This window comes from Burkholderia cepacia complex sp. TUM26381, assembly GCF_057439935.1.
The window spans coordinates 2,333,065-2,359,736 of sequence record NZ_CM172006.1; the positions used below are offsets into that span (position 1 = coordinate 2,333,065).

Genomic DNA, 26,672 nt, shown 5'->3' on the forward strand with positions numbered 1-26,672 from the left:
TTCTTCGCAAAAGTCTCCACTCAACATTCCGCACTGCTGTTGGATTGCGCCTGACTCGGCGCCGACTCATTTTTCTCCGGCGCGTGCATCCAATCACCGACCTTGAACGTACATGAGCTGACTGGCTCGGAGCGGTCCTGGGATCGCGATACGATGGCAGGTGCAGACCATTGCTATCGTTCCCGACTTCGTGACACCTCAAAGGCCGCTACGGATTCAGACCACCCGGTGGAGCATACAGTGCACATGAGAAGCAATCTCGCGTCTGAAGGTGATAGGTCGACCGGCGATTCCGAGAACCGCCGGCGCGAAGACCTCAACCGGCTTCTCCTCGACGTGGGTACCGGCGATCAAGATGCGTTCAGCATCCTCTACCGCCGCACCTCTGCAAAAATGTTCGGAGTGTGCGTGACGATGCTGCGAGATCGCGGTGAAGCCGAGGAGGTGTTGCAGGAGGTCTATGTCACGGTATGGCATCGGGCCGGGACGTTCGATCCGGCACTGGCCAGCGCAATTACATGGCTGGGGGCCATCGCGCGCAATCGGGCGATCGACTGCCTTCGACGTCACCGCGAGGTGCGCGTCGACGAGTCGACGATGGAAGAAGCGGTCGACGAACGACCGTCACCCGTCACAGTGGCTGAAAGCAGCGAGGAACGGCGACGGCTGGAGCATTGCCTGGAAAATCTGCCGGTCACGCAGCGGAGCGTCGTGCGAGAGGCATTCTTTTCGGGCGCAACGTATGCGGAACTGGCTGACCGCCTTCGTGTTCCGCTCGGTACGTTGAAAAGCTGGATTAGGCGCAGTTTGCTCCAACTCAAAGCTTGCCTCGAACGATGAACACCCCACTTTCCGGCCCGAATGACATTCGTTGTGCCGAATACGTGTTGGGCGTGCTCGACGGGACGGAGCGCTGGCAGTTCGAACAGGCCATGCAGCGCGATCCCCAACTGGCCACGAGTGTTGTCAACTGGCAAAACTATTTGATGCCGCTAAACGACGATATTGTCGACATCGAGCCTCCGTCGTACGTGTGGGTACGCGTCCAGAAAGACTTGGGATTGGCACCCGCCAACCGGCCCCGACCACGAGCCGGTTTCTGGAACAATCTGCGTGGCTGGCGCTGGATCGGTATCGGTTCAAGCATCGCGGCTGTTGCACTAGCCGTCCTGCTCGTTCTACCGCCCCGCGCACCCACCGTTACGGAAACCGGTCACGATGGCTACAGGATTGCAAGCCTCATCCGTGAAGGTGGCACCGCCGGCTGGACCGCGATCGTCGATGTGGAGCACGCGCGCATGCTCGTTGCGCCAGCTGGCAATATCCCCTTCGTGGCCAATCGCTCTACCGAACTGTGGTTGATTGCACCAGGTGGGCAACCCGCTTCCCTCGGCTTGATCGCCGCAGACCGTCCGACCGTCGTGGCGATTTCGAAAGCGACGCTCGCCTCGCTTGATGCCCACGCAGTGCTGGCCGTGTCGCTTGAACCGCGCGGCGGCTCGTCGACCGGGCAACCGACTGGCCCAGTGCTCGCACAAGGTGCCATCGGCGGCGTATAGGCCAGGCACACGGGCCGTCCATCGCAGTCGCGGATTAGCAAGGACGCATGCATCCGTCTCCGGGTTCGTCTCGTATCTTCGATTGCTTCCAGCCGGAAGCATCGATCTTTCGGGAGAACCCAGATGGAATCCTGCAGCAAACTGAGAATGACCGCCATGATGCTCACGCTGGCGATCGCCCTGGGCGCTACACATGCCTCTAACGCGGGTTCGATGTCCATGGAAAAAACCGTGGAGGTGGGCGGCGCAGCGATGTATCCGTCGAAGAATATCGTCGAGAACGCTGTGAACTCGAACGACCACACGACGCTGGTTGCAGCCGTGAAGGCCGGCGGACTGGTCGATACCTTGTCGAGCAAGGGCCCGTTCACGGTTTTCGCGCCAACTAACGAGGCATTCGCCGCGCTACCGACCGGAACGGTGCAGACATTACTTAAGCCGGAAAACAAGGCGACGCTGGTCAAGATACTCACGTATCACGTCGTACCCGGACGCCTCACCGCACATGATCTGGCCGTGGCGGTTGACCAAGGCGGCGGAAAGGCAATGCTGAAGACGGTCGAGGGTGACTCGCTGATCGTCAGCCATGACGCAAAGGGATGGGCTATCACTGACGACAAGGGCAATGTCGCACATGTGACGATCGGCGACGTCATGCAGTCCAACGGAGTGATTCACGTGGTCGATACTGTACTGTTGCCGTGATACCCGTAAAGTGCCAAGGGAACGGGCCGCGATCGACTGATCTCCAATATGTCGCCCCGTTCCCGATACGAGCGTGCCCGACCCCATTAGCCGCTGGCAAACAGAAGCAGCCAAAGCAACTTTTCCCGGTCACATGAGCATGCAACCCACCGCAGCACATGCACCCGTCACCCCAATGATGCAGCAGTACCTGCGCCTTAACTGACAAGGCTCAACGCGCAAACCTACGCCAAGACCCACGCTGAAGTTTTTCCGAATCGGCGCTTATCGCACCCGGTAAATCTCGGCTTTCCAGTCGAGCAGGAATTCGGCAACTCGCGTGGAATGTCCCGGATTCCCGTTCAGACCCATCCTCTCAGTGGCAACGTTATCCAAGTATGCCGCGATGGATGAGACGTCCGCTCCCCCCTGCAACATTGAGAACACTTCCGGCAAATAACTTTGGTATTCGTCACGTGTAACAGCATTTGGTGCAACACCGATAGGGTCCCATACGTAGTACAGAACCTCATCGACTCGTCGGTAAAGCTCCAACTCAGTACCGCCCAGCTTCTGTCCCATACCGCCTCAATTCGCTTTCCGCGATCGCCCCTCAGCGAAGGGGCACGCCAATTGTCAACGATCTAGACCTCGATGCCGGCTGACCGCTCCTGGCTGGTAGCGGCGTCGGCCGACGGGAAGTGAGTGGGTTGCATCTCATGGCCAACCTCGTTCACTCGGAAGCCCCCTCGATAGCCTTTAAAATCATTTGTTGGTCGTCGATTACACTCTCATCTCCGGAAAAGCGGGACATCTCCATATGCCCATCGTCGAACACGTCGATCTCGATACGCTCACCTGGCACAGTTATCGAGATCAGAATGGTGTCCGGGCGATGTCGGCCCAATGTATAAAAGAGGCGGCGTTCGTCGAGGTTACTAAGCAATTCGTACAAGGGATGCGTCATATGTCCTCCGTCACGGTCAGCAGATCACGACAAAGCCGAAAATGACACGGTAGGTCGATTCGTTCACGTAGCGGTCTCCGGTCGACATATCGAGGAAATGGACAGAACGTCCGATGTTCGATCAGCGAACCCGTACAGTCACAATCTAGACTGCCGACCGCAACTGGTGTGCCGGGGTTAGCACTACGTGGCGGGTAGCGCCCGCAGCGCAAAGCCCACGAGCTGGGGCAGGAACACGGGTCGCTGCCGATTCCCAACGTCTGCAACTGGCCGAACGGCGAACTTCGCGCAGTCGTGTCCGGCCCGCTGGTAAACTCGGGCAACCAAAGCAACAACCTCATGCCTGACCTATGACCACGCTGTCGCCCGAAGCCTTCGCCGGCCACACCCCCATGATGCAGCAGTACCTGCGCATCAAGGCAGATCACCCCGACACGCTCGTCTTCTACCGGATGGGCGACTTCTACGAGCTGTTCTTCGAAGACGCGGAAAAGGCCTCGCGCCTGCTCGACCTGACCCTCACGCAGCGCGGTGCATCGGCCGGCACGCCGATCAAGATGGCCGGCGTGCCGCATCACGCGGTCGAACAGTATCTGGCGAAGCTCGTGAAGATGGGCGAATCGGTCGCGATCTGCGAGCAGATCGGCGATCCGGCCACGTCGAAGGGCCCCGTCGAGCGCAAGGTCGTGCGCGTCGTCACGCCCGGCACGCTGACCGATGCCGCGCTGCTGTCCGACAAGAACGACGTGTATCTGCTCGCGATGTGCACGGGCCACAACAAGCGCGGTGTCGCGGTCAATGTCGGCCTCGCGTGGCTGAACCTCGCCAGCGGCGCACTGCGGCTCGCCGAAATCGAACCTGAACAGCTCGCCGCCGCACTCGAGCGCATCCGGCCGGCCGAAATCCTGACGCCGGACGGCGCGACCGACGCCGTGCCCGCGGGCGCAGGCGCGAGCAAGCGCGTGCCGGCCTGGCATTTCGACATCGCATCCGGCACACAGCGCCTGTGCGACCAGCTCGATGTCGCGAGCCTCGACGGCTTCGGCGCACACTCGCTGACGAGCGCGTGCGGCGCGGCCGGCGCGCTGCTGCTCTATGCCGCGGCGACGCAAGGTCAACAACTGCGGCACGTGCGCAGCCTGAAGGTCGAGAACGAAACCGAATACATCGGGCTCGACCCGGCCACGCGCCGCAACCTCGAACTGACCGAGACGCTGCGCGGCACCGAGTCGCCAACGCTGTATTCGCTGCTCGACACCTGCTGCACGACGATGGGCAGCCGCCTGCTGCGTCACTGGCTGCATCACCCGCCGCGCGCGTCGGTCGCCGCGCAGTCGCGCCAGCAAGCGATCGGCGCCCTGCTCGACGCGCCGGCAAACGCGAGCCTCGATGCGCTGCGCAGCGCGCTGCGCCAGATCGCCGACGTCGAACGGATCACCGGACGTCTCGCGCTGCTGTCCGCGCGGCCGCGCGACCTGTCGAGCCTGCGCGATACGTTCGCCGCGCTGCCAGCGCTGCGCGAGCGCATCAGCGCGATCGTCGCGAACGCGGATGCGCTCACGCGCGTCGACGCGGCGCTCGCACCGCCCGCTGAATGCCTCGACCTGCTCACCAGCGCGATTGCGCCCGAGCCGGCCGCGATGGTGCGCGACGGTGGCGTAATCGCACGCGGCTACGACGCCGAGCTCGACGAACTGCGCGACATTTCGGAGAACTGCGGGCAGTTCCTGATCGATCTCGAAGCGCGCGAGCGCACGCGCACCGGCATCGCGAACCTGCGCGTCGAATACAACAAGGTGCATGGCTTCTACATCGAGGTCACGCGCGGCCAGACGGACAAGGTGCCCGACGATTACCGCCGCCGCCAGACGCTGAAGAACGCCGAGCGCTACATCACGCCCGAGCTGAAGACCTTCGAGGACAAGGCACTGTCCGCGCAGGAGCGCGCGCTCGCGCGCGAGCGCGCGCTGTACGACTCGGTGCTGCAGGCGTTGCTGCCGTTCATCCCCGAGTGCCAGCGCGTCGCGTCCGCACTCGCCGAGCTCGACCTGCTCGCCGCCTTCGCCGAACGCGCACGCGCGCTCGACTGGGTTGCGCCGACTTTCACCGACGAGATCGGCATCGACATCGAACAGGGCCGCCACCCGGTCGTCGAAGCGCAGGTCGAGCAGTTCATCGCGAACGACTGCCGGTTCGGCACCGAGCGCAAGCTGCTGCTGATCACCGGTCCGAACATGGGCGGTAAGTCGACGTTCATGCGGCAAACCGCACTGATCGCGCTGATGGCGTACGTCGGCAGCTACGTGCCGGCGAAGTCGGCCTGCTTCGGGCCGATCGACCGGATCTTCACGCGCATCGGCGCAGCCGACGATCTCGCGGGCGGCCGCTCGACGTTCATGGTCGAAATGACCGAAGCCGCTGCGATCCTCAACGACGCGACGCCGCAAAGCCTGGTGCTGATGGACGAGATCGGCCGCGGCACGTCGACGTTCGACGGCCTCGCGCTCGCGTGGGCGATCGCGCGCCACCTGCTGGCGCACAACACGTGCTACACGCTGTTCGCAACGCACTACTTCGAGCTGACGCAACTGCCGGCCGAATTCCCGCAAGCGGCCAACGTCCACCTGTCGGCCGTCGAGCACGGCCATGGCATCGTGTTCCTGCACGCGGTCAACGAAGGCCCGGCGAACCAGAGCTACGGCCTCCAGGTCGCGCAGCTCGCGGGCGTCCCGGCGCCGGTGATCCGCGCCGCGCGCAAGCACCTCGCGTATCTCGAACAGCAGTCGGCATCGCAGCACACGCCGCAACTCGACCTGTTCAGCGCGCCGCCGGCCGCTGTCGACGGTCTCGAATGCGCGGACGCGCCGGCCCTGCCCGACACGCCGCATCCGGCGCTCGAAAAACTGCGCGACATCGATCCCGACGATCTCAAGCCGCGCGAGGCGCTCGACCTGTTGTACGAACTGCGCACGCTGGTCCGGTCGCATGATGCCGACGGGCACGCGTAAGCGCATTGCGCGGGGCCTGCCGGCTCGCGCCGTCGCCGCGCTCGTCGCGGCGGTACTCGCACTCGCGCAGGCCGGTGCGCAGGCTGCACCGCCGAAGCGCACCGCCGCGCCCTACTCGTTCGCGGTCGTGTCGGGCGTCATCAACGCCCCGGTAGACGAGCCGTCGGCCCAGCGGCTGCTCGATTCGATCGCGCGCGAGCGCAACCTCGCTTTCGTCGTCTATGCGGGCGATCTCAAGGGTTCGAAGGAAGCGTGCCGCGATGCGCTGTATTCGCAGCGTGGCGCGATCCTGGATTCGGCGCGCGTGCCGCTCGTGTTCATTCCCGGCCACGACGACTGGTTGACGTGCAACACCGCGGCCGGCGGTGGCTACGATCCGGTCGAGCGGCTCGATTTCCTGCGGCAAACGCTGCTCGCCGATTCGGCGCTGCCCGACCCCGGTGCGCTGCAGATCACGCGAGAGAGCGAAGTCGCCCGGTTCCGGCCGTATCGCGAGAACGCGCGCTGGATGCGCGACGACATCGTCTACGTTGCACTCAACGCGCCGGCGCCGAACAACCACTACCTGACGGCCGGCGGCCGCAACGGCGAGTTCGAGGACCGCATCATCGCGAACGGCTTCTGGATCGACCACGCGGCCGAATATGCGAAGCGTCGCGAGGCGCGCGCGATGGTCGTGATTTTCGAGGGCGATCCGCAGTTCGAACGCTATGAGCGCTCGGAGCGCTTCGCATGGCTGCGCTTCAACCGGCCGCGCGTGCGCGACGGCTTCCGGGAACTGAAACGAACGCTGGTGAAGGCGGCGGCGACGTTCCGCGGCCCGATACTGGTGATGCACGCGAGCGGCGAACCGCTGGCGAACGGCTTTCTGATCGACCGTCCGCTACACGCTGACGACGGTGAACTGGTCGGAAACCTGACGCGCGTCGCGATCGGACCGCGCCATCCGGCGAATCAGTGGGTGAAGGTGAGCGTGTCGCCGTCGCGGCAGACGATCTTCAACGTGAGCCTGCAGGAGGTGCCGAAGAACCTGCCCGTGCCGCCCGCATTGCCGCTCGTGCCGCGTGACGACGTGCCGCTGCCGCAGATGCCGGAAATCCCCGCGTTGCCGGCGCTGCCCGACTCGTCGTCGGTCGCGCCGCCACTGCAGGGCGACGGCGCCGCCCCGGGCGGCGCGTCGTGGCCGTCGCCGCCCCCTGCATCGGGGCCGGCGCCCGGCCTGCCTGCAAGCTCAGTGCAGGGTACGCCCTGACGGTGCTTCGCCGTCTTCGTCGTCATCCTCGTCGACGATCTCGAGCCCTTCCGCGCCATGCGCATGCTCATGCTCGATTTCGTCTTCGGTGGCTTCGCGAACGTCCTTCACGGTGAGCGCGAAACGCAGCGCCATGCCTGCCAGCGGGTGATTGCCGTCGAGCACGACCTTGTCTTCGGCGATGTCGGTGACCGTGTAGATCAGCGAATCGACTTCCTCGTCGCCGTCTTCCGGCGTGCCTTCGAACTGCATGCCCACTTCCAGCGGCTCGGGGAAACGATCACGCGGCTCGATCTTCACGAGTTCGGGATCGTAGTCGCCGAACGCGTCCTGCGGCTCGAGCTGAACCTCTGCCTCGTAGCCCGGCTCATGGCCGTCGAGTTGTTCCTCGATCTTGGGGAACGTGCCATCATAGCCGCCGTGCAGATAGACCATCGGCTCGTCACTTTCCTCGATCAGATTGCCCTGTGCATCCGACAGCTTGTAAGTGACCGACACGACGGTGTTTTTTGCGATTTTCATCCAATTCTCCCAAATACAACTGTCATTATACGATGCGCAACCGGTCTCAAGCCGAACCGCGGGATGCCGCTGCCGCCCCGCTCGGCGCGCCGCCTTCCGATCTTCCCACACCGCTGCTCGGCGGTCTTACGCCGGCGCAATTCATGCGCGGCTACTGGCAAAAGAAGCCGCTGCTGATCCGCCAGGCGATCCCCGGTGTCGCCTCGCCGGTTACGCGCGACGCCTTGTTCGAGCTGGCTGGCGACTATGACGCCGAATCGCGACTGATCACCCATTTTCGTAACAAGTGGCAACTGGCGCACGGTCCGTTCGAACCGGGCGCGCTGCCTGCCGTCACGCGCAAGTCCTGGACCCTGCTCGTGCAAGGGCTTGATCTGCACGTCGACGCGGCCCGCACGCTGCTCGACCGCTTCCGCTTCATCCCCGACGCGCGCCTGGACGACCTGATGATCTCGTATGCGACGGACGGCGGCGGCGTCGGCCCGCATTTCGATTCGTACGATGTCTTCCTGCTGCAGGTCGAAGGCCGGCGCCGCTGGCGCGTCGGTGCGCAGAAGGACCTGTCGCTGCAGCCGGACGTGCCGCTGAAGATCCTCGAAAACTTCGAACCGGGCGACGAATGGGTGCTGGAGCCCGGCGACATGCTGTACCTGCCGCCGCACATTGCGCACGACGGCGTCGCCGAAGGCGAGTGCATGACCTGCTCGATCGGCTTCCGGGCCCCGTCCGCCGGCGAACTGGGCGCCCAGTTCCTGTACTATCTCGCGGAGCGCGGCGGCCTGCGCGACGGGGGCGGCGACGATCTCTACCGCGACCCGAAGCAGCCGGCCGTCGACACGCCCGCGCAGTTGCCGCCGGCGATGGTCGAGCGTGTCGCCGAGATCGTCGACGCGATCCGCTGGCGCAAGCGCGACGTCGCAGAATTCCTCGGTTGCTACCTGAGCGAGCCCAAACCGAACGTCGTTTTCGACCCGCCCGAGCGTCCGCTGTCAGAATCCGCGTTCGTCACGCAAGCGTCACGGCGTGGCGTGTGTCTCGACAGAAGGGCCGCATTGATGTATAACGCGCGCTCGTACTTCATTAATGGCGAGGAAGGACCGCTCGAGCAGGCCGGTGAATGGCTGCCCGAACTGGCCAATCAACGCCAGATGGAGGCGAAACGGTTTGTAACACTATCCCGGGTTCCCTCAATGACAGCCTTATTGCACGAGTGGTATCGTGCGGGCTGGATACGGGTCGGAAACCGGAATTAGTGTGAGTCGCCCCGTATGCCCGTACGGATCAAATTCTGTATGGGAAAGACAACGTATTGACCCCGCATTTGTCGACGGTCGATAGGAAAGTGCATATAATTTCCGCCCAAGCCGTAGGGAAGATTCACGCTCTAAGAAGTGCATCTCCACCAGCGGCCCAGGTCGGTGTTGGAGCACATTACCGGTATTGTTTCGCGCTGTTGCTTACCTTTAACCATAAAAGGACGTGATCATGAAGAAATCCCTCCTCGTAGCTTCCCTGTTGGCTGCTGTTGCACTGGCTGCTTGCAACAAGAGCGCTGATCAAGCTGCTTCGTCGGCTGCAAGCGACGCGGCGGCTGCTGCTTCGACGGCTGCTTCGGCAGTTGCTGGTGCAGCGAGCGACGCTGCTGCCGCTGCTTCGTCGGCAACGGCTGCTGCGAGCGACGCTGCTGCTGCAGTGGCGTCGGCTGCTTCGGCAGCGACGGCTGCTCCGGCTTCGGGCGCAAGCCAGTAAGCCTCAGCGTCAGCTGAAAAAAACCGGCCCGAGGGCCGGTTTTTTTACGTCTGCCGTTTCCGTACACATCGCCCGGCCGCCGCAGCGGGCCGCCGTAACGGCCCCGTCCTGCTCACCCGAGCATCAGCCAGTCGAAGCCCGCGTCCTGCGAGGCCACGATCACGTCCTCCCCATCCGTCCCCAGTACGCCGCCGAACGCCCGGCGAGCCAGTTCCGGCAGGTTGTTCTGCTGGCTCAGGTGCGCCGCGACCAGGTGCTGGAGGCGGCTGCGTTCGAGCGACGCGAGGATGTCGGCCGCCGCGTCGTTGCTCAGGTGGCCGTGATTGCCGCCGATCCGCGCCTTCAGCGACTGCGGATAGCGGCTGCCGGCCAGCATCGCGGTATCGTGGTTGGATTCGAGCACCAGCGCGTCACAGCCGCTCAGGACGGCCGTAATGTGCGGCGTGGCCATCCCGACGTCCGTCAGCACGCCGAGTCGGCTGCAGCCGTCCATGAAGACGAACTGGAGCGGTTCTCGCGCATCGTGGGGGACCGTGTAGGGCATCACGGCCAGATCCTGTATCGCGGCCGTCTCGTCGCCCCACAGCACGTGGAGATCGACATCGGCCTCGTCCGCGCCGATCGCGCGCGCGGTACCCCAGCTCATATAGAGCGGCAACGATGCGCGGCGGGCGAGCGTCAGCGCACTGCCGACGTGGTCGCTGTGTTCGTGGGTGATGAGGATCGCATCGAGATCATCGATGCCGAGATTCAGTCGGCCGAGCCGGCGCTCGACCTCCTTGGCGGAAAAACCGCAGTCGAGCAGCACGCGCGTGGTTGTCGTGCCGCTCGAGGCCTCGACAACCAGCGCGTTACCTTCGCTGCCGCTTCCGAGGCTGGCGAATCTCACGCGCTCAGTTCAGCTGAGCGTGCAGCAGCGAGATGATCCGCTGCGCGTCCGACGAGTTGTCGACCTGGCCGTTTGCGCCGACCACCGCGACCTGCGTGCCGCCGGTACCTTGCGCGCGCACGTTGACGAGGTATTCCTTGCCCGGCTTCGCTGCCGACGGGCCGCCGTAGAACAGCTTGCCGAACAGGCCGTCACGCTTGAGCTCTTCCATCGTATTCGCATAGCGGACCGTGTACACGCCCTTCTCGCGGTCGCGATTGTCGACCGTGAAGTTGGTGCGGTCGAGCGCCAGGCCCACGCGCAGCCACGCACGGTCGAACGACTCGGCCAGCTGCAGCGTCGCCGCGCCGCCACTCGTGTCGCTAACCTGCGCGGGTGCCGTCGCAGGATGCGCATCGGTCAGCAGCTGTTTCGCCTGCGCGTCGGTCAGGCCGAACTTCTGCATCAGCTTCGACAGGAACACGGCTTCGAGCACCGGGTTGCGCGGACGCTCTTCCCAGCGCGACGACGTGCCGCCCTGCGGGCCGACCATCATTTCCTCCATCGCGCTGTGCGTGATCGAGATGTCGGTGTTGCCGTCCGACGTGCGGTTCACGAGCGTGCGGAAGCGGTCGCGCGTGCCCGACGAGTACGCGAAATCGATGACCTTGCCGATCGTGCGGCGGAACCAGTCATCCGGAATGTTCGCGCGGTTTTCAGCCCAGTCGGTGGCCATGATGCCCGTCGACGGCGCATCGGTCTTCAGCGAGAAGCCGTTCTCCTGCCAGAATTCCTTCAGGATCGGCCACAGTTGCTCGGGCGTGCGGCCATCGACGACCAGCCAGCGGCGATCGCCGTCGCGCTCGATGTGCATGCCGAGCGGATCCTGCGCGCTCGGGATGCCGTCGGTCGCATTGCCGGCCTGCGTCGTGACCCGCGGCGGCAGCGTGCCGAGCCCCGCGTTGCTCGGCGGCGCGACGAACTGCTGCGTCGTCGGCACCGGCTTCAGGTCGCTCGGCACGGCCAGCGGCGGCGCCGAACCGGTGTTCTTGTAGTTGACCCGGTCGGGGGCCAGGTAGTCGTTCAGCGTATCGCAGCCAGCGAGCGCGCCCAGCGCCAGCACCATCACCGACAGCTGGATGGTGCGAGAGGAAATGGCGAAACGTTTCATGAAATCCTTCGTCTTGCTAGAACGCTCGTCAGGAGCGGCGCCGGACGGAGCCGGCCGGTGCGGGTTGATCAGGGGTCGAGCCGGCGGCCGCAGGACGCGGCCGCCTCGGCATCAGAGGACGCCGGCCTCGACGAGGGCCGAACGCACGGCATCGTGGCAGCGCTCGTCGAGCGCCGTGAGCGGCAACCGGATGCCGCCCTGCATCTTGCCCATCGCCTGCAGCGCCCACTTCACCGGGATCGGGTTCGCTTCGATGAACAGGTTCTTGTGCAGCGACAGCAGCTTCATGTGCAGCGCGCGTGCCGTCTGGACATCGCCAGCCAGCGCCGCGCGGCACAGGTCGCTCATCGCACGCGGTGCGACGTTCGCCGTCACCGAGATGTTGCCGTGGCCGCCGAGCAACATCAGCGCGATCGCGGTCGGATCGTCGCCGCTGTAGATCGCGAAATGCTTCGGTGCGGCCTTGATCAGGTGCGCGGCGCGATCGATGTTGCCGGTCGCTTCCTTCACGCCGATGATGCCCGGCACTTCCGCGAGGCGCAGCGTCGTCTCGTTCGCCATGTCCGCGACCGTGCGGCCCGGCACGTTGTACAGGATCACCGGCAGGTCGACCGCTTCGGCGATCGTCCGGAAGTGGCGGTACATGCCTTCCTGTGTCGGCTTGTTGTAGTACGGCACGACCTGCAGCGTCGCGTCCGCGCCGACAGCCTTCGCGTGCTTCGTCAGCTCGATCGCCTCGGCGGTCGAATTGCCGCCCGCGCCCGCGATGATCGGGATGCGTTTTGCCGCATGCTCGACCGCCGTGCGGATCATCAGGATGTGCTCTTCGACGTTGAGCGTTGCCGACTCGCCGCTCGTACCGACCACGACCAGCGCATCGGTGCCTTCCGCGATGTGCCAGTCGATCAGTTTGCGAAACGCCGGCAGGTCGAGACTGCCGTCTTCGAGCATCGGGGTGACGATCGCGGGGATGCTGCCGCGGATTTGAATGCCGTCTTGGGTGCCGTTAGCCATGAAACGCGATTGAATGTGTACCGGTAAACGTTGAGATTGTAGCGGATTAGCCGGGCAGTTCGTAACGTGGAATTCCCGCCCCCGCCTTCGGGGTCGCGCCCTCGCGCACCGCGCAGAGACGCTGGACGAACGCCTCGCGCGGCGCGGCGACGAAACCGTCCTCGTACGCAACCACCCGCAAGCGGCCGTGTACGGCGTCCAGCAGCTCGCCCGGGGCGAGCAGGAACGCGGGGTTGGACGGTTTGCCGACCGTTTCGTTTCCTTGCGCGAAGGTTTCGTAGATCAGCACGCCGCCCGGCGCCACTGCATCGAGCAGATGGGGCCAGAGCGGACGATGCAGGTAATTCGTGACGATCACGGCCGCAAACTGCTCGCCGGCCGGCAGCGGCCACGGCGCGCCTTCGAGATCGGCCGCGCGGGCATCGACGCCGGGAATCGCGCGCAACGCGGCCAGCGCGGCCGGATCGCGGTCGAGCGCGACGACCGGATGCCCGTGCGACGCGAACCAGCGCGCATGGCGGCCACCGCCCGCGGCGACGTCGAGCGCCGCGCCGCCGGCCGGGACGAGCCGCGACCATTGGGCGACCCAGCGCGACGGCTCGGCCTGCGCGACGTGGCCGCCCGCGGCGGCGATGACGGATTCGCTCATGCGCCGGATCAGTTGTACGACAGGCCCATCGCGTCGCGCACGTCACGCATCGTTTCCGTCGCGTACTTGCGCGCCTTGTCGCAACCGTCCGCGACGATCGCGCGCAACAGCGACGGATCGTCCATGTACTTCTGCGCGCGCTCGAGCATCGGCTGCTGTTCGCGCAGGATGCCTTCGACGACCGGCTGCTTGCAATCGAGGCAACCGATGCCCGCCGAGCGGCAACCCTTCTGCACCCACTCGTGCGTCGCTTCGTCCGTATAGACCTGGTGCAGCTGCCACACCGGGCACTTGTCCGGATCGCCCGGATCGGTGCGGCGCACGCGCGCGGGATCGGTCGGCATCGTGCGGACCTTCTTCGTGATCGTCTCCGCGTCTTCGCGCAGGCCGATCGTGTTGCCGTACGACTTGGACATCTTCTGCCCGTCGAGGCCCGGCATCCGCGATGCTTCGGTCAGCAGCGCCTGCGGCTCGACCAGGATGATCTTGCGCGCGCCTTCGAGATAGCCGAACAGGCGCTCGCGGTCGCTCATCGACAGGCTCTGCGATTCCTGCAGCATCGCGCGCGCCTGTTCGAGCGCCTCGTCGTCGCCCTCCTGCTGATAGGCGTTGCGCAGCTCGTGATAAAGCTTCGCGCGCTTGCCGCCGAGCTTCTTCGCGGCTTCGAGCGCCTTCTCCTCGAAGCCGGGCTCACGGCCATACAGGTAGTTGAAGCGGCGCGCGATCTCGCGCGTCATCTCGACGTGCGGCACCTGGTCTTCACCGACCGGCACGAGCGAGCCGCGATACAGCAGGATGTCGGCCGCCATCAGCACCGGGTAGCCGAGGAAGCCGTAGGTGGACAAGTCCTTGTCCTTCAGCTTCTCCATCTGCTCCTTGTAGGTCGGCACGCGTTCGAGCCAGCCGAGCGGCGTGCTCATGCCGAGCAGCAGCGCGAGTTCGGCATGCTCGGGCACCTTGCTCTGGATGAACAGCGTCGCCTGTGCCGGATCGATGCCGGACGCGAGCCAGTCGATCAGCACGTCCCACACGTTCTTCTCGATGACCTCGGGAGTCTCGTAGTGCGTCGTCAGCGCATGCCAGTCGACGACGCAGAAGAAGCACGGGTACTCGGACTGCAGCTTCACCCAGTTTTTCAGCACGCCGTGGTAATGACCGAGGTGCAGCGACCCGGTAGGTCGCATGCCGGAGAAAATACGTTCTGGGAACATGATTATCGTTAGAAAAGCGAGGCGAATGGGGACAGGATGGCGCTCAGGACGGCGTAGCCGACGTTGACGAGCGGACGCAGCCAGAAGTTCGTCAGCACGCCCGTCGCGACCAGCGCGAGGACGATGATGAAACCGTACGGCTCGATGCGCGACAGCGCGATCGATTGCTTCGGCGGCAGCAGCGCCGCCAGAATGCGGCCGCCGTCGAGCGGCGGCAGCGGAAACAGGTTCAGCACGCCGAGCACGAGGTTCGCGCTGACGCCGGCAAACGCCATCCGCGTGAAGAACGGCTCGTCGACGCCGACGGCGGGCAGCACGAGGGTCAGCAGGCCCCAGACCAGCGCCTGCACGAAGTTGCAGGCCGGGCCCGCGAGCGATACCCACAGGCTGCCCCAGCGCGGATTGCGCAGGTTGCCGAACGACACCGGCACCGGCTTCGCATAGCCGAACAGGAACGCGCCGCCCGTCAGGAAGTACATCACGAGCGGGATCGCGATCGTGCCGAGCGGATCGATGTGGCGCATCGGGTTGAACGACACGCGCCCCATCACGTAGGCGGTGTTGTCGCCGAGCAGGCGGGCGGCATAGCCGTGCGCGGCCTCGTGCAGCGTGATCGCGAAGATCACGGGCAGCGCGTAGACAGCGATGGTCTGTATCAGGGAAGCATCCATATCGCGTTATTGTAACAAGCGCACTCGCGCAAAATTGAACGGCTCGCTCATGCGGCCGAGAGGCCGAACGGTTCGAGCGCGCCGCGCCCCATCCGCACGAGTTCGGGCTCGTCGCCGGTCAGGTCGATCACCGTCGACGGTTCGCGCGGGCACGCGCCGCCGTCGATCACGAGATCGACCTGCTTCTCGAGCCGCGTGCGGATTTCTTCGGGATCGTTGAGCGGCTCGTCATCCGGCGGCAGGATCAGCGTCGTGCCGAGCAGCGGCTGGCCGAGCGACTCCAGCAACGCGAGCGTGATCGCATGGTCGGGTACGCGCAGCCCGATCGTCTTGCGCGACGGGTGCGACAGCCGGCGCGGCACTTCCTTGGTCGCCTGCAGGATGAACACGTACGGGCCCGGCGTCACCGACTTGATCTGCCGGTACTGGCGGTTGTCGACCATCGCGAAGTTGGCAAGCTCCGACAGGTCGCGCACGAGCAGCGACAGATGCTGCTTCTCGTCGAGGCCGCGGATCCGGCGCACGCGCTCGACCGCATCCTTGTCGTCGAGATGGCACGCGAGCGCATAGCTCGAATCGGTCGGCATCGCGATCACGCCGCCCTTGCTGACGATCTCCACCGCCTGCTTGATCAGGCGCGGCTGCGGATTATCCGGATGAATCCTGAAGAACTGGGACATGGGGGTACGTAAAGGGGGAGAAATCGGCAACGCACGGCGGCGGCACAGGCGGCGGTCAGCCGCCCGGCGTCAGAGCCAGCGCTCCCAGACCGGTGTGAGATCGGACGGCAACGGCGGCAGGCTGCCGAGCTCGACGCGGCCCTCGCCCGGCGCATGGAAATCCGAGCCGCGCGACACTTCGAAGCCGAAGCGGCGCGCAACGTCCGCGTATTCACGGTACTGGTCGGGCGTGTGGCTGCCCGTGATGACCTCGATCGCGCGGCCGCCCAGATCGATGAATTCGCCGAAGAACGCGTCGAATTCGACAGGCGTATAGCGGTAGCGGCCCGGATGCGCGACCACGGCTTCGCCGCCTGCCGTACGGATCCAGCCGACCGCGTCGGGCAGCGACGCCCAGCGATGCGGGACGAAGCCGGGCTTGCCGTCGCCGAGCAGGCGGTCGAACACGTCGGACGTCGATTCGGCGTGGCCGTTTTCGACGAGAAAGCGCGCGAAATGCGTGCGCGAAATCAGGTCGGGATTCGAGACGTACTTGAGCGCCCCTTCGTACGCGCCGGGGATGCCGAGCGTCGCGAGCTGCTCGCCGATCGCCACCGCGCGCGCCGCACGGCCATGGCGCGTGCGGTACAGGCCGTCGACGAGCGCCGGGTTCGCGGGATCGATGTTCAACCCGACGATGTGCACGGTGCGCGACGCCCACGTGACCGAAATCTCGACGCCGCTCAGGTAGCGCATGCCGACTGCTTCCGCCTCGCTGCGCGCTGCCGCCTGGCCGCCGATCTCGTCGTGGTCGGTCAGCGCCCACAGGGTCACGCCGCCGGCATGCGCACGGCGCGCGACGTCGGCAGGCGACAGCAACCCGTCGGATACATTGGAATGGCAGTGGAGATCAGCGTTCATTGTCGGCATGGCAGGTAAGGCTTCATTCTACTGCAACGCGGCAATCGCGCCGCCCGCCTGCCCCGCCGCCGATGTCGCGCCTACGCGCAGAACGCCTCGATCAGCGCCGCGACCTGCTCGGGCTGGTCGTGATGCACCATGTGACCGGCATCGTCGATGAGCTTTTCGCGCCAGTCCGGAAACGCGTCGAAGCGCGCCTTGAATTCCGGCAGCGGGATGTCGCCGGCGATGTACGCAAGCGTCGGCGAATTGACGGCCTCGACGTGCAGCACCTTCGCACGCACCTGCTTCCAGGTGGCCATCACCTCGTCGAGCCGGTACAGCTGCGGGCCCGGCATCTTGTGCGCGGGGTCGGCCAGCAGGTGGTACGAGCCGTCGTCGCCGCGCTTCGACCAGTGCTCGGCGAGGAACGCGGCCCGACGCGGGGCGAGCCGCGGGTTGGTCTTGATCAGGCGCGCCGCCACGTCGTCGAGGGACGCATACGGCCGCAGCGCCGGCGGCGCGCGCAGTTCGTCCAGCCAGCCGCGCAGCCGGCGCGGCGCCTGTTCCGCCCGAGACGGCGCAAGCCCGAAACCCTCGAGGTCGACCACGCGCCGCACGCGCTCCGGCCGTGCGCCGGCGTACAGACAGACGACGTTCGCGCCCATGCTGTGCCCGACCAGGTTGACTTCGCCGGCCGGCGCGTAGTGGTCGACGAGCGCATCGAGGTCGCTCAGGTATTCATGGAACCAGTAGTGGCCGCCGCCCTGCCGCGCGACCGGCCAGTCGGACAGCCCGAAGCCGCGCGCATCGGGTGCGATCACCTGCCAGTCGCCCGCCAGTGCATCGACGACGAACTGGAACGACGCCGCGACATCCATCCAGCCGTGCAGCATGAACAGCATCGGCGCATCGGGCCGGCCCCAGCGCCGCACATGCAGCTTGACGCCGCGCACCGTGACGAAATCGGAAACAGAACTCGAGGCACTCATTGCAGCCGCCAAAAAAAGAATGGTCGTTCGATTATAGCGACGACGCCCCCGTTCGGGCGGCCGGCAATCGAGGCTCCGCTCTAGCGGCGACGTGCGCGGCCAGCAGGAAACCCGCTCGGCCGGGTGCGCGGGCCGGTGGCCGGCGAGAAGCGGCCGACCGCGATCCGGCTATGGCGCGGCGTTGCCGTCCGCCGCGTCCTGCGCGGCCAGCGCGTCGAGTTCGGCCTGCTCGAAGCCGGCGTCGCGCCGCGCATCGAAGTTGAACGGGCCGCGCAGCCGCGGCGCATGGTATTCCTCGGCGAGCTGCCGGTAGGTCGGCACCGGATCGCGGCCGGCGTCATCGCACAAATGCCGGAACCAGCGGTTGCCGATCGCGACATGGCCGATTTCGTCGCGCAGGATCACGTCGAGGATCGCGGCCGACGCGTCGTCGCCCGCCTGAAGGAGCCGCGCGCGGATCGGCGGCGACGCGTCGAGCCCGCGGGCCTCGAGCGTGCGCGGCACGAGCGCCATGCGCGCCAGCACATCGCGCCGGGTCCGCTCGCACATCTCCCACAATCCGTTGTGCGCGGGAAAATCGCCGTACGCGTGCCCGAATGCCGCGAGACGGTCCGACAGCAGCGTGAAGTGATAGGCCTCCTCGGCCGCGACCTTCAGCCAGTCCGCATAGAACGCGTCCGGCAGGCCCGCGAAACGCCAGACCGCGTCGAGCGCCAGGTTGATCGCGTTGAACTCGATATGGGCAAGCGCGTGCAGCAGCACGGCGCGCCCTTCGGGCGAACGCATGCTGCGCCGCTGGAGCTGGCGCGGCTCGACGAGCGGCGGGCGCGCCGGGTGCCCGGGCAGATCGGCCGGTTCGGGCAGCTCGCGCGACGCCGCGATCTCGGCGCGCCCGGCCCGCCATGCCTCGTGCAGCGCGCGCACCTGCGCGGCCTTGGCCGCGGGTTCGGACACGCGCAGCGCGTCGAGCGCCGCGCCGCGCACACAAACCGGCGCATTGCCGAAGGAAGAAGACGCCATGCTCATAAACGGGGACACCCTGCGTACGCGTCGCGGGAGCAGTTGCACGCGACGGTTTACAATATGCGATTGTTCCGCGGCGCCATGCGCCGGGCAAACCGGACGCGCCATTCTACCGGCGCCCATCATCGAAGAGACAAGGAGACTCCGTGACGATCTACAAGCTGGGCGATACGGCCCCGACGATCCACGAAAGCGTATTCGTCGCCGATACGGCGGCCATCATCGGCAAGGTCGTGCTCGAGGAGAACGCGAGCGTGTGGTTCGGCGCGACGATTCGCGGCGACAACGAGACGATTACGGTCGGCCCGGGCAGCAACGTCCAGGAAGGCGCGGTCCTGCATACGGACCCGGGCTTTCCGCTGACGATTGCCGAAAACGTGACGATCGGGCACCAGGCCATGCTGCACGGCTGCACGATCGGCGAAGGTTCGCTGATCGGGATTCAGGCGGTGGTCTTGAATGGGGCGGTCATCGGCCGCAACTGTCTGGTTGGTGCCGGCGCGGTCGTGACGGAAGGCAAGACGTTCCCGGACAACTCGCTGATTCTCGGCGCACCGGCGAAGGTCGTGCGCGAGCTGTCGGCGGAAGACATCGCGCGGCTGCGCGCAAACGCGAAGACGTATGTCGAGCGGCGCGCGCATTTCAAGGAGCAACTCGTGCGGATCGGGTGATTCGCACGGATTTCAAGGAAGAAGAGTGAGCGACCAGTTACAGAAGTTCATGTTCAATGCGGCGCCCGTGCGCGGCGAGATCGTTTCGCTGCGCAATACGTGGCAGGAAGTGCTCGCCCGCCGCGACTACCCTGCCCCGGTGCGCACGGTGCTCGGCGAGATGATGGCCGCGTGCGCGCTGCTGTCCGCGAACCTGAAATTTCACGGCACCCTGATCATGCAGATCTTCGGCGACGGGCCGGTCCAGATGCTGGTCGTCCAGTGCGGTTCGGATCTGTCGATGCGGGCCACCGCGAAATTCGCCGGCGACGCGGCGCAGACGATCGGCGACGACACGAGCTTCGCGTCGCTCGTCAACGCAAGCGGCCACGGCCGTTGCGTGATCACGCTCGACCCGGCCGACAAGCTGCCGGGCCAGCAGCCGTACCAGGGCATCGTGCCGCTGAACGGCGTCGACGGCCCGCTCGAATCGGTGTCGCAGGTGCTCGAGCACTACATGCACCACTCGGAGCAGCTCGACACGCGGCTGTGGCTCGCGGCCGATCGCGACCGCGCGGTCGGCATGCTGCTGCAGAAGCTGCCGGGCGACGGCGGCATCGTGCCGCGCAACGCCGAAACCGATATCGACACGTGGGAGCGCGTCTGCACGCTCGGCGGCACGCTGTCCGCGAAGGAACTGCTCGAGGTCGAACCGGAAGTCGTGTTCCGCCGGCTGTTCTGGCAGGAAAACGTGCAGCACTTCGAACCGGCCGGCACGCGCTTCCAGTGCTCGTGCTCGCGCGAGAAGGTCGGCGCGATGCTGCGCATGCTCGGCCGCGAGGAAGTCGACAGCGTGATCGTCGAGCGCGGCCACGTCGAGATCCACTGCGAGTTCTGCAATCAGCGCTACGAATTCGATCCCGTGGACGTCGCGCAGTTGTTCGCGGCGCCCGGCGTCGAAACCGGCATTGCGCCGGCCACCGACCAGCGTCACTGAGCGGCGCGCCCGCCGCCCGCGATCCGGGCACGGGCGCATAATGACGCACGAGCGCCGTACGCATGGCTTCGGCGCCGGAGGCTCGGCCTCCGGCGCAAGCCGCTTCCCGCCACCGGCGCGCTGCTGGAGAAACCCATGAATCGCCTCCGCCCGTTTCGCCCCCTCATCCTGACGAGCGTTGCCGCCGGTACGCTCGCGCTCGCCGGCTGCGCGATGCCGCCGCCGACGTCCACGCTCCTGAGCCGCCTGCCCGAGCCGGGCGCGTCGAACGGCCAGCCGCCCGCGCTGTCGAGCGCCGAACGCAAGCGCTACGACGAGATCGACCGGCAGGTCCTGCGCGAGCAGAACAGCGCGATGGCCGCCGAAGCGGCCGCGCGCGCGTGGGCCTATTACTCGCCGCCGCCCGTGACGGTCTACGGCGGGTACTACGGCGGATGGGGAAATCGCTGGGGAACGGGTGTCGGCTACGGCTACCCGGGCTGGTGGTGGTAAGCGGTCGCCCGGCCGATTAACGACTAGCAGGAAATAAAAAAGCGCGGCATTTCCCGTGCTTTTTCAATGGATACGGCGTATCGCGATCAGTGATGCGCCGTCTTGCCCTTGTCGCCGCCATGATGCCGCGACGGCTTCGCGATCGACTGCGGATTCGGCACGACACGCACCGGCGCCGCGGAGACGGTACCGCGCGTGGACGTGTTCGCCGGCGTGGTGTTCAGCGGTCCTGCAGGTGCATTGGGCGACACGAACTGCACGAAGACTTCGCCGTCCTTCACCATGCCCATCTCGTAGCGCGCACGCTCCTCGATGGCCGCGGTGCCGCTCTGCAGATCCTGCACTTCGCCCGCAGTACGCTCGTTGCGCAACTTCTCGTCCGCATTCTTCTGGAGCTGGTCGTCGAGCTGCTGACGCAATTCATGCACCCGCAGCCAGCCGCCGTGTCCCCACCATAGGGGGTACTGAATGAGCGCCAGCAAGGCAATCAGGACGACAGTGACAAGCCGCATGTAAGAGACGCAGATATAAGAAGCGCCGCTCCGCGCACATGCGCAGAGCGGCGTCGATATGACGAACCCGATAGTAGCGCGTTAGCGCAGGTTATAGAAAGCCGATTTACCCGGGTAGCTAGCGATGTCGCCGAGGTCTTCCTCAATGCGCAGCAGCTGGTTGTACTTCGAGATGCGGTCGCTGCGCGACAGCGAACCCGTCTTGATCTGACCGGCGTTCAGGCCGACCGCGATATCGGCGATCGTCGAATCTTCCGTTTCGCCCGAGCGGTGCGAGATCACGGCCGTGTAGCCCGCGCGCTTCGCCATCTCGATCGCCGCGAACGTTTCGGTCAGCGTACCAATCTGGTTGATCTTGATGAGGATCGAGTTCGCGATGCCCTTCTCGATGCCTTCCTTCAGGATGCGCGTGTTCGTGACGAACAGGTCGTCGCCGACCAGCTGCACCTTCTTGCCGAGGCGGTCGGTCAGCAGCTTCCAGCCTTCCCAGTCGCTTTCGTGCATGCCGTCCTCGATCGACACGATCGGGAACTTGTCGGCGAGCGTCGCGAGGTAGTCGGTGAATTCGGCCGACGACAGTTGCAGGCCTTCGCCCGCGAGCTGGTACTTGCCGTCGTGGTAGAACTCGGATGCCGCGCAGTCGAGCGCGAGCAGCACGTCTTCGCCCGCACGGTAGCCGGCCTTCTCGATCGCTTGCAGGATCGTCGACAGGCACTCGTCGTTGCTGCCGAAGTTCGGTGCGAAACCGCCTTCGTCGCCGACTGCCGTGCTCATGCCGCGGTCGCTCAGGATCTTCTTCAGTGCGTGGAACACTTCCGCGCCGCAACGCAGGGCTTCACGGAACGTCGGCTGGCTCACCGGGACGATCATGAATTCCTGGATGTCGAGGCTGTTGTTCGCGTGCGCGCCGCCGTTGACGATGTTCATCATCGGCACCGGCAGTTGCATCGCGCCCGAGCCGCCGAAATAGCGGTACAGCGGCAGGCCGGCTTCCTCAGCGGCTGCCTTCGCGACGGCCATCGACACGGCCAGCATCGCGTTCGCGCCGAGGCGCGACTTGTTGTCGGTGCCGTCCAGCTCGAGCAGCGTCTTGTCGAGGAACGCCTGTTCCGACGCGTCGAGGCCCATGATGGCTTCGGAGATTTCGGTGTTGATGTGCTCGACTGCCTTCAGCACGCCCTTGCCGTTGTAGCGGCCGGCTTCGCCGTCGCGCAGTTCGATCGCTTCACGCGAGCCGGTGGACGCGCCCGACGGCACCGCCGCGCGGCCCATCGTGCCCGATTCGAGCAGCACGTCGCATTCGACGGTGGGGTTGCCGCGCGAATCCAGAATCTCGCGGCCGATGATATCTACGATGGCACTCATGGGTTTCCTCTGAGAATGACGATGGATTCTTCAAACTGCGACGGCGTGCGCGCCGGAACCGCTTTCGCTACAGACGCGCGAAGCCGCCGCAAGGTTCATTCGATCTTTAATTGAAATCGTTTTCCAGGAACGGATTGCGCTTCACCGCCTGGTCGAGCGTGACGAGGGTCTCCAGCAGCGCACCCATCCGGTTCAGCGGCACCGCGTTCGGGCCGTCCGACTTCGCTTCGGCCGGATTCGGGTGGGTTTCCATGAAGAGGCCGGCGACGCCCGTCGCGACCGCTGCACGCGCGAGCACCGGCACGAATTCGCGCTGGCCGCCCGAGCTCGTGCCCTGCCCGCCCGGCAACTGCACCGAGTGGGTCGCATCGAACACGACCGGCGCGTTCGTCTCGCGCATGATCGCGAGCGAACGCATGTCCGACACGAGATTGTTGTAGCCGAACGAGACGCCGCGTTCGCATGCCATGAAACGGTCTTCCGACAGCCCCGCCTCACGTGCCGCGTCGCGCGCCTTGTCGATCACGTTCTTCATGTCGTGCGGCGCGAGGAACTGGCCCTTCTTGATGTTGACCGGCTTGCCCGAACGCGCGCACGCGTGGATGAAGTCGGTCTGGCGGCACAGGAACGCCGGCGTCTGCAGCACGTCGACGACCGACGCGACCTGTTCGATCTCGTCGATCGAATGCACGTCGGTCAGCACCGGCAGGCCGAGCTGGCGCTTCACCTCGGACAGGATCCGCAGGCCTTCGTCCATTCCGAGGCCGCGGAACGACTTGCCCGAGCTGCGGTTCGCCTTGTCGTAGGACGACTTGTAGATGAACGGAACGTTCAGCTTCTCGCAGATCTCCTTCAGGCGGCCCGCCGTGTCGATCGTCATTTGCTCCGATTCGACGACGCAGGTACCCGCGATCAGGAAGAAAGGCTTGTCGAGTCCGACCTCGAAATCGCACAGCTTCATGCTTTACACTCCGCGCGCTTGCTTGTTGGCGAGCGCGGCTTCGACGAACGACTTGAAGAGGGGATGACCGTCACGCGGCGTGGACGTGAATTCCGGGTGGAACTGGACGCCGACGAACCACGGGTGCATCGAACGCGGCAGTTCCATCATTTCCGGCAGATCCTCGCTCGGGGTACGGGCGCTGATGATAAGGCCGCCGGCTTCGAGCTGGGGCACGAAGCGGTTATTGACTTCATAACGGTGGCGATGGCGTTCGTTCACGTCCTTGCCATAGATTTCTTCCGCCATCGTGCCCGGCTTGATCGGGCAACGCTGCGAACCCAGGCGCATCGTGCCGCCGAGATCGGATTCCTCGGTGCGCGTCTCGACCTTGCCGTCGCGGTCGTACCACTCGGTGATCAGCGCGACCACGCGTTCCGGCGTGTCCGGCTCGAATTCCGTGCTGTTCGCCTGCTTCAGGCCGACGACGTCACGCGCGAATTCGATCACCGCGAGCTGCATGCCGAGGCAGATGCCGAGATACGGCACCTTGGCTTCGCGCGCATAGCGGATCGCCGCGATCTTGCCTTCCGTGCCGCGACGGCCGAAACCGCCCGGCACCAGCACGGCGTCGAGATGCTTCAGGCTGTCGACACCGTTCGCCTCGATCTCTTCCGAGTCGATGTACTCGATGTTGACCTTGGTCGACGTGTGCAGCGATGCGTGGCGCAGCGCCTCGATCAGCGACTTGTACGACTCGGTCAGGTCGACGTACTTGCCGACCATGCCGATCGTCACTTCGTGCTTCGGGTTCTCGAGCTTCTCGACGAGCGCCGACCACATGCTCAGGTCGGCATCCTTCGGCGACAGCTTCAGTTCCTCGCAGATGATCCGGTCAAGGCCCTGGTCGTGCAGCATCTGCGGAATCTTGTAGATGCTGTCGGCGTCCCACACCGAGATCACGGCGTCTTCCGGCACGTTCGAGAACATCGAGATCTTCTTCGATTCGTCGTCCGGGATGCGGCGGTCCGCACGGCACAGCAGCACGTGCGGCAGGATGCCGATCTCGCGCAGCTTCTGCACGCTGTGCTGGGTCGGCTTCGTCTTCAGCTCGCCGGCCGTCGCAACGTACGGCACCAGCGTCAGGTGCACGAAGCACGCGCTGTTGCGGCCGAGGCGCAGGCTCATCTGGCGCGCAGCCTCGAGGAACGGCAGCGACTCGATGTCGCCGACCGTGCCGCCGATCTCGACGATCGCGACATCCGGCTCGCCGCAGGTCGCCGACGCGGCCCCGCGCTCGATGAACGCCTGGATTTCGTTCGTGATGTGCGGGATGACCTGCACGGTCTTGCCGAGATAGTCGCCGCGGCGTTCCTTGCGGATCACCGATTCGTAGATCTGGCCGGTCGTGAAGTTGTTGGCCTTGCGCATCTTCGTGCTGATGAAGCGCTCATAGTGGCCGAGGTCGAGGTCCGTCTCCGCCCCATCCTCCGTCACGAACACTTCCCCGTGCTGGAACGGGCTCATCGTGCCGGGGTCGACGTTGATGTACGGATCGAGTTTGAGGAGGGTGACTTTCAGACCGCGCGATTCAAGGATCGCGGCGAGGGAAGCGGCGGCAATACCCTTGCCAAGGGAAGAAACTACGCCGCCGGTGACGAAAACATATTTGGTCATCGCTGGATGCTCGCGGGAAAAACGGATTATACCGTAAAGCCCGCCCTTCTCTCAGCAATTGGCGTGATGATCGCGCCCTTTCGCGCCGACCCGCGCCAGCCGTGCGCGCCTGGACGAACCGGCCGGCCGGTCTGCGTGCGGCGCCCGCGCCGGGGCGCAGCCCGGCGGCCCGTGCGACGCGTCAGGCGCGCTTTGCGAGCGGGGCGCTGCCCTGTGAAACGCCGCCCTCCTCCGCCTTCAGCGAATTCAGCATCCGCTGCAATGCGCGCGCGGTCTCGAGCGGCCGCTCCATCGGGAACAGGTGACTGCCTTCCAGCCATTCGACGCGGCCGCGCGCCGCACGTCGCGTCGCATCGAGCCCGACCTGCCGCACCTCGCGCGATCGCGTGCCGGCGAGGAAACCGAGCGGCACCGGCGCGCCGCGCGCGAGCCGCGGGCCGAGCGTGTGCGGCAACGTCCGGTAGATCAGGTATTCGACCTGCCGGTCGAACGCGAGCGCCCGCTCGCCATCGGCGCCCGCCTGCGGAATCCCGTAATCGATGTAGTCGGCCAGCATCCGTTCGTCCCAGCGCGCGAACGCCGGCTTCTCGCGGAAGTGGCGCCAGACTTCGTCGCGGCTCACCCAGCGCGTGCGCCGGTTGCGCGTCGCGGCGGCCGGCGACAGCCGCTCGTCGAGCCCCGCCCACTGGCTCGCGCGCAGTGCGCCGGCACGCCAGCCCGCGATGATCGGCGAATCGATCATCACGACGCCGCGCACCCATTGCGGCTTCCTCAGCGCGGCCATCAGCGACAGGTAGCCGCCGAGCGAATGGCCGACGAGCCACACCGGGCGCTCGTAGCGACGGCCGATGTCGTCGAGCAGCTGCTCGACGAGGTGCGGCCAGTCGCGCGTCACCGGGTAACGGCGGTCGTGGCCGATCCGTTCGATGTAGCGCAGCTCGTAGTCGTCGGCCAGTTCGGCGAAGATCGTCCGGTACGTCGACGCCGGGAAGCCGTTCGCATGCGAGAAGTGGAGGATGTCCTTCAAACGCCGATGTCTCCTTTGTCGGCTGGCGTTAGCGCTTGAGCGCTGACGCCAGCCCCATGCTTCGCGGTCGACGGGAGTGATGCTTGAGCACCGACTCCCGCCCCATGCTTCGT

Annotated in this window: 27 protein-coding genes and 1 pseudogene; 10 read left to right on the forward strand and 18 right to left on the reverse strand. The window is 65.7% G+C overall.

What is annotated here, in order from left to right; all coding sequences use genetic code 11:
- Positions 1-246: 246 nt before the first annotated feature.
- The 3 genes from ACWMMN_RS10940 to ACWMMN_RS10950 all read left to right on the forward strand — a co-directional run bounded on the left by ACWMMN_RS10940 (position 247) and on the right by ACWMMN_RS10950 (position 2,264).
- A complete protein-coding gene (locus tag ACWMMN_RS10940) occupies positions 247-840 on the forward strand; it encodes a sigma-70 family RNA polymerase sigma factor (protein WP_486422658.1) in 594 nt (197 codons plus the stop codon).
- Positions 837-1,559, forward strand: coding sequence for an anti-sigma factor (locus ACWMMN_RS10945; protein WP_174993514.1), 723 nt, complete (start codon positions 837-839; stop codon positions 1,557-1,559). Before ACWMMN_RS10940 ends, ACWMMN_RS10945 begins: the two co-directional genes overlap by 4 nt.
- A 123-nt stretch (positions 1,560-1,682) precedes the next feature.
- A complete protein-coding gene (locus ACWMMN_RS10950; RefSeq protein ID WP_059233785.1) occupies positions 1,683-2,264 on the forward strand; it encodes a fasciclin domain-containing protein in 582 nt (193 codons plus the stop codon).
- A gap of 264 nt (positions 2,265-2,528) precedes the next feature.
- Here ACWMMN_RS10950 and ACWMMN_RS10955 read toward each other — a convergent pair whose 3' ends face one another.
- Both ACWMMN_RS10955 and ACWMMN_RS10960 read right to left on the reverse strand, forming a co-directional pair.
- Entirely contained in the window at positions 2,529-2,825 is a 297-nt protein-coding gene (locus ACWMMN_RS10955; RefSeq protein ID WP_059233784.1) for an immunoglobulin domain-containing protein, read from the reverse strand.
- Between the two features lie 151 nt (positions 2,826-2,976).
- Positions 2,977-3,210, reverse strand: coding sequence for a hypothetical protein (locus tag ACWMMN_RS10960; protein WP_059233783.1), 234 nt, complete (start codon positions 3,208-3,210; stop codon positions 2,977-2,979).
- 350 nt (positions 3,211-3,560) lie between these two features.
- Here ACWMMN_RS10960 and mutS point away from each other — a divergent pair, with 350 nt between their 5' ends.
- Together mutS and ACWMMN_RS10970 are read left to right on the forward strand one after the other, a co-directional pair.
- Positions 3,561-6,218: a DNA mismatch repair protein MutS gene (gene mutS, locus ACWMMN_RS10965; RefSeq protein WP_174993516.1), complete on the forward strand. Its 2,658-nt coding sequence runs from the start codon at positions 3,561-3,563 to the stop codon at positions 6,216-6,218.
- Positions 6,199-7,470 carry a hypothetical protein gene (locus ACWMMN_RS10970; RefSeq protein ID WP_196486598.1) on the forward strand — a complete coding sequence of 424 codons (1,272 nt, stop codon included), beginning with the start codon at positions 6,199-6,201 and terminating at the stop codon, positions 7,468-7,470. The genes mutS and ACWMMN_RS10970 overlap by 20 nt, the downstream gene beginning before the upstream one ends.
- Here the strand turns inward: ACWMMN_RS10970 and ACWMMN_RS10975 are convergent.
- Positions 7,450-7,992 (reverse strand): FKBP-type peptidyl-prolyl cis-trans isomerase, encoded by a 543-nt coding sequence (locus tag ACWMMN_RS10975; protein ID WP_059233742.1) that lies wholly within the window; start codon positions 7,990-7,992, stop codon positions 7,450-7,452. The two genes, ACWMMN_RS10970 and ACWMMN_RS10975, sit on opposite strands and share 21 nt — an antisense overlap.
- A gap of 32 nt (positions 7,993-8,024) precedes the next feature.
- Here ACWMMN_RS10975 and ACWMMN_RS10980 point away from each other — a divergent pair, with 32 nt between their 5' ends.
- Both ACWMMN_RS10980 and ACWMMN_RS10985 read left to right on the forward strand, forming a co-directional pair.
- Complete coding sequence (locus ACWMMN_RS10980) at positions 8,025-9,245, forward strand: cupin domain-containing protein (protein WP_059233741.1); 1,221 nt, start codon at positions 8,025-8,027, stop codon at positions 9,243-9,245.
- A 56-nt stretch (positions 9,246-9,301) separates the two neighbouring features.
- Positions 9,302-9,548: pseudogene (locus ACWMMN_RS10985) on the forward strand (hypothetical protein).
- 305 nt (positions 9,549-9,853) lie between these two features.
- Here the strand turns inward: ACWMMN_RS10985 and ACWMMN_RS10990 are convergent.
- The 10 genes from ACWMMN_RS10990 to ACWMMN_RS11035 form a co-directional block, all read right to left on the reverse strand.
- Positions 9,854-10,630, reverse strand: a complete 777-nt coding sequence (locus tag ACWMMN_RS10990) for an MBL fold metallo-hydrolase (protein WP_340624265.1) — start codon at positions 10,628-10,630, stop codon at positions 9,854-9,856.
- A gap of 4 nt (positions 10,631-10,634) precedes the next feature.
- Positions 10,635-11,780: an NlpB/DapX family lipoprotein gene (gene bamC / locus ACWMMN_RS10995; RefSeq protein WP_256085051.1), complete on the reverse strand. Its 1,146-nt coding sequence runs from the start codon at positions 11,778-11,780 to the stop codon at positions 10,635-10,637.
- A 111-nt stretch (positions 11,781-11,891) separates the two neighbouring features.
- A complete protein-coding gene (gene dapA, locus ACWMMN_RS11000) occupies positions 11,892-12,794 on the reverse strand; it encodes a 4-hydroxy-tetrahydrodipicolinate synthase (RefSeq protein ID WP_059233738.1) in 903 nt (300 codons plus the stop codon).
- A gap of 46 nt (positions 12,795-12,840) precedes the next feature.
- Entirely contained in the window at positions 12,841-13,443 is a 603-nt protein-coding gene (locus ACWMMN_RS11005; RefSeq protein ID WP_059233737.1) for a class I SAM-dependent methyltransferase, read from the reverse strand.
- 8 nt (positions 13,444-13,451) lie between these two features.
- A complete protein-coding gene (locus tag ACWMMN_RS11010; protein WP_006487046.1) occupies positions 13,452-14,654 on the reverse strand; it encodes a tryptophan--tRNA ligase in 1,203 nt (400 codons plus the stop codon).
- A gap of 8 nt (positions 14,655-14,662) precedes the next feature.
- Entirely contained in the window at positions 14,663-15,325 is a 663-nt protein-coding gene (locus tag ACWMMN_RS11015) for a site-2 protease family protein (RefSeq protein ID WP_059233736.1), read from the reverse strand.
- Between the two features lie 47 nt (positions 15,326-15,372).
- Positions 15,373-16,005, reverse strand: a complete 633-nt coding sequence (locus ACWMMN_RS11020; protein WP_059233735.1) for an L-threonylcarbamoyladenylate synthase — start codon at positions 16,003-16,005, stop codon at positions 15,373-15,375.
- A 69-nt stretch (positions 16,006-16,074) separates the two neighbouring features.
- Positions 16,075-16,905: a 3',5'-nucleoside bisphosphate phosphatase gene (locus ACWMMN_RS11025; RefSeq protein ID WP_486422659.1), complete on the reverse strand. Its 831-nt coding sequence runs from the start codon at positions 16,903-16,905 to the stop codon at positions 16,075-16,077.
- An 80-nt stretch (positions 16,906-16,985) separates the two neighbouring features.
- Positions 16,986-17,876, reverse strand: a complete 891-nt coding sequence (locus ACWMMN_RS11030; RefSeq protein WP_059233734.1) for an alpha/beta fold hydrolase — start codon at positions 17,874-17,876, stop codon at positions 16,986-16,988.
- Positions 17,877-18,044: 168 nt separating this feature from the next.
- Positions 18,045-18,902 carry a ferritin-like domain-containing protein gene (locus tag ACWMMN_RS11035; RefSeq protein ID WP_486422660.1) on the reverse strand — a complete coding sequence of 286 codons (858 nt, stop codon included), beginning with the start codon at positions 18,900-18,902 and terminating at the stop codon, positions 18,045-18,047.
- A gap of 143 nt (positions 18,903-19,045) precedes the next feature.
- Between ACWMMN_RS11035 and ACWMMN_RS11040 the strand changes: the two genes are divergently transcribed.
- From ACWMMN_RS11040 to ACWMMN_RS11050, 3 genes are all read left to right on the forward strand, one after another.
- Positions 19,046-19,570: a gamma carbonic anhydrase family protein gene (locus tag ACWMMN_RS11040; protein ID WP_059233732.1), complete on the forward strand. Its 525-nt coding sequence runs from the start codon at positions 19,046-19,048 to the stop codon at positions 19,568-19,570.
- Positions 19,571-19,595: 25 nt separating this feature from the next.
- On the forward strand, positions 19,596-20,546 hold the full coding sequence (hslO, locus tag ACWMMN_RS11045; protein ID WP_034188925.1) for an Hsp33 family molecular chaperone HslO: 951 nt from the start codon (positions 19,596-19,598) through the stop codon (positions 20,544-20,546).
- A 135-nt stretch (positions 20,547-20,681) separates the two neighbouring features.
- Positions 20,682-21,038: a hypothetical protein gene (locus ACWMMN_RS11050; RefSeq protein ID WP_486422661.1), complete on the forward strand. Its 357-nt coding sequence runs from the start codon at positions 20,682-20,684 to the stop codon at positions 21,036-21,038.
- A gap of 86 nt (positions 21,039-21,124) precedes the next feature.
- Here ACWMMN_RS11050 and ftsB read toward each other — a convergent pair whose 3' ends face one another.
- The 5 genes from ftsB to ACWMMN_RS11075 all read right to left on the reverse strand — a co-directional run bounded on the left by ftsB (position 21,125) and on the right by ACWMMN_RS11075 (position 26,559).
- Entirely contained in the window at positions 21,125-21,550 is a 426-nt protein-coding gene (gene ftsB / locus ACWMMN_RS11055) for a cell division protein FtsB (protein ID WP_486422662.1), read from the reverse strand.
- 81 nt (positions 21,551-21,631) lie between these two features.
- Positions 21,632-22,915 carry a phosphopyruvate hydratase gene (eno, locus tag ACWMMN_RS11060; RefSeq protein WP_011352544.1) on the reverse strand — a complete coding sequence of 428 codons (1,284 nt, stop codon included), beginning with the start codon at positions 22,913-22,915 and terminating at the stop codon, positions 21,632-21,634.
- Positions 22,916-23,021: 106 nt separating this feature from the next.
- Complete coding sequence (gene kdsA / locus ACWMMN_RS11065; RefSeq protein WP_047898480.1) at positions 23,022-23,876, reverse strand: 3-deoxy-8-phosphooctulonate synthase; 855 nt, start codon at positions 23,874-23,876, stop codon at positions 23,022-23,024.
- 3 nt (positions 23,877-23,879) lie between these two features.
- Positions 23,880-25,532, reverse strand: coding sequence for a CTP synthase (gene pyrG / locus ACWMMN_RS11070; RefSeq protein WP_059233729.1), 1,653 nt, complete (start codon positions 25,530-25,532; stop codon positions 23,880-23,882).
- 181 nt (positions 25,533-25,713) lie between these two features.
- Positions 25,714-26,559 (reverse strand): alpha/beta fold hydrolase, encoded by an 846-nt coding sequence (locus ACWMMN_RS11075; protein ID WP_486422663.1) that lies wholly within the window; start codon positions 26,557-26,559, stop codon positions 25,714-25,716.
- Positions 26,560-26,672 lie beyond the last annotated feature (113 nt).

Coding starts and splice junctions, on each gene's coding strand:
- ACWMMN_RS10940 (WP_486422658.1), top strand. CDS start 247: ATGAGAAGCAATCTCGCGTCTGAAGGTGATAGGTCGACCGGCGATTCC.
- ACWMMN_RS10945 (WP_174993514.1), top strand. CDS start 837: ATGAACACCCCACTTTCCGGCCCGAATGACATTCGTTGTGCCGAATAC.
- ACWMMN_RS10950 (WP_059233785.1), top strand. CDS start 1,683: ATGGAATCCTGCAGCAAACTGAGAATGACCGCCATGATGCTCACGCTG.
- ACWMMN_RS10955 (WP_059233784.1), bottom strand. CDS start 2,825: ATGGGACAGAAGCTGGGCGGTACTGAGTTGGAGCTTTACCGACGAGTC.
- ACWMMN_RS10960 (WP_059233783.1), bottom strand. CDS start 3,210: ATGACGCATCCCTTGTACGAATTGCTTAGTAACCTCGACGAACGCCGC.
- mutS (WP_174993516.1), top strand. CDS start 3,561: ATGACCACGCTGTCGCCCGAAGCCTTCGCCGGCCACACCCCCATGATG.
- ACWMMN_RS10970 (WP_196486598.1), top strand. CDS start 6,199: ATGCCGACGGGCACGCGTAAGCGCATTGCGCGGGGCCTGCCGGCTCGC.
- ACWMMN_RS10975 (WP_059233742.1), bottom strand. CDS start 7,992: ATGAAAATCGCAAAAAACACCGTCGTGTCGGTCACTTACAAGCTGTCG.
- ACWMMN_RS10980 (WP_059233741.1), top strand. CDS start 8,025: ATGCGCAACCGGTCTCAAGCCGAACCGCGGGATGCCGCTGCCGCCCCG.
- bamC (WP_256085051.1), bottom strand. CDS start 11,780: ATGAAACGTTTCGCCATTTCCTCTCGCACCATCCAGCTGTCGGTGATG.
- dapA (WP_059233738.1), bottom strand. CDS start 12,794: ATGGCTAACGGCACCCAAGACGGCATTCAAATCCGCGGCAGCATCCCC.
- ACWMMN_RS11005 (WP_059233737.1), bottom strand. CDS start 13,443: ATGAGCGAATCCGTCATCGCCGCCGCGGGCGGCCACGTCGCGCAGGCC.
- ACWMMN_RS11010 (WP_006487046.1), bottom strand. CDS start 14,654: ATGTTCCCAGAACGTATTTTCTCCGGCATGCGACCTACCGGGTCGCTG.
- ACWMMN_RS11015 (WP_059233736.1), bottom strand. CDS start 15,325: ATGGATGCTTCCCTGATACAGACCATCGCTGTCTACGCGCTGCCCGTG.
- ACWMMN_RS11020 (WP_059233735.1), bottom strand. CDS start 16,005: ATGTCCCAGTTCTTCAGGATTCATCCGGATAATCCGCAGCCGCGCCTG.
- ACWMMN_RS11025 (WP_486422659.1), bottom strand. CDS start 16,905: ATGAACGCTGATCTCCACTGCCATTCCAATGTATCCGACGGGTTGCTG.
- ACWMMN_RS11030 (WP_059233734.1), bottom strand. CDS start 17,876: ATGAGTGCCTCGAGTTCTGTTTCCGATTTCGTCACGGTGCGCGGCGTC.
- ACWMMN_RS11035 (WP_486422660.1), bottom strand. CDS start 18,902: ATGAGCATGGCGTCTTCTTCCTTCGGCAATGCGCCGGTTTGTGTGCGC.
- ACWMMN_RS11050 (WP_486422661.1), top strand. CDS start 20,682: ATGAATCGCCTCCGCCCGTTTCGCCCCCTCATCCTGACGAGCGTTGCC.
- ftsB (WP_486422662.1), bottom strand. CDS start 21,550: ATGCGGCTTGTCACTGTCGTCCTGATTGCCTTGCTGGCGCTCATTCAG.
- eno (WP_011352544.1), bottom strand. CDS start 22,915: ATGAGTGCCATCGTAGATATCATCGGCCGCGAGATTCTGGATTCGCGC.
- kdsA (WP_047898480.1), bottom strand. CDS start 23,876: ATGAAGCTGTGCGATTTCGAGGTCGGACTCGACAAGCCTTTCTTCCTG.
- pyrG (WP_059233729.1), bottom strand. CDS start 25,532: ATGACCAAATATGTTTTCGTCACCGGCGGCGTAGTTTCTTCCCTTGGC.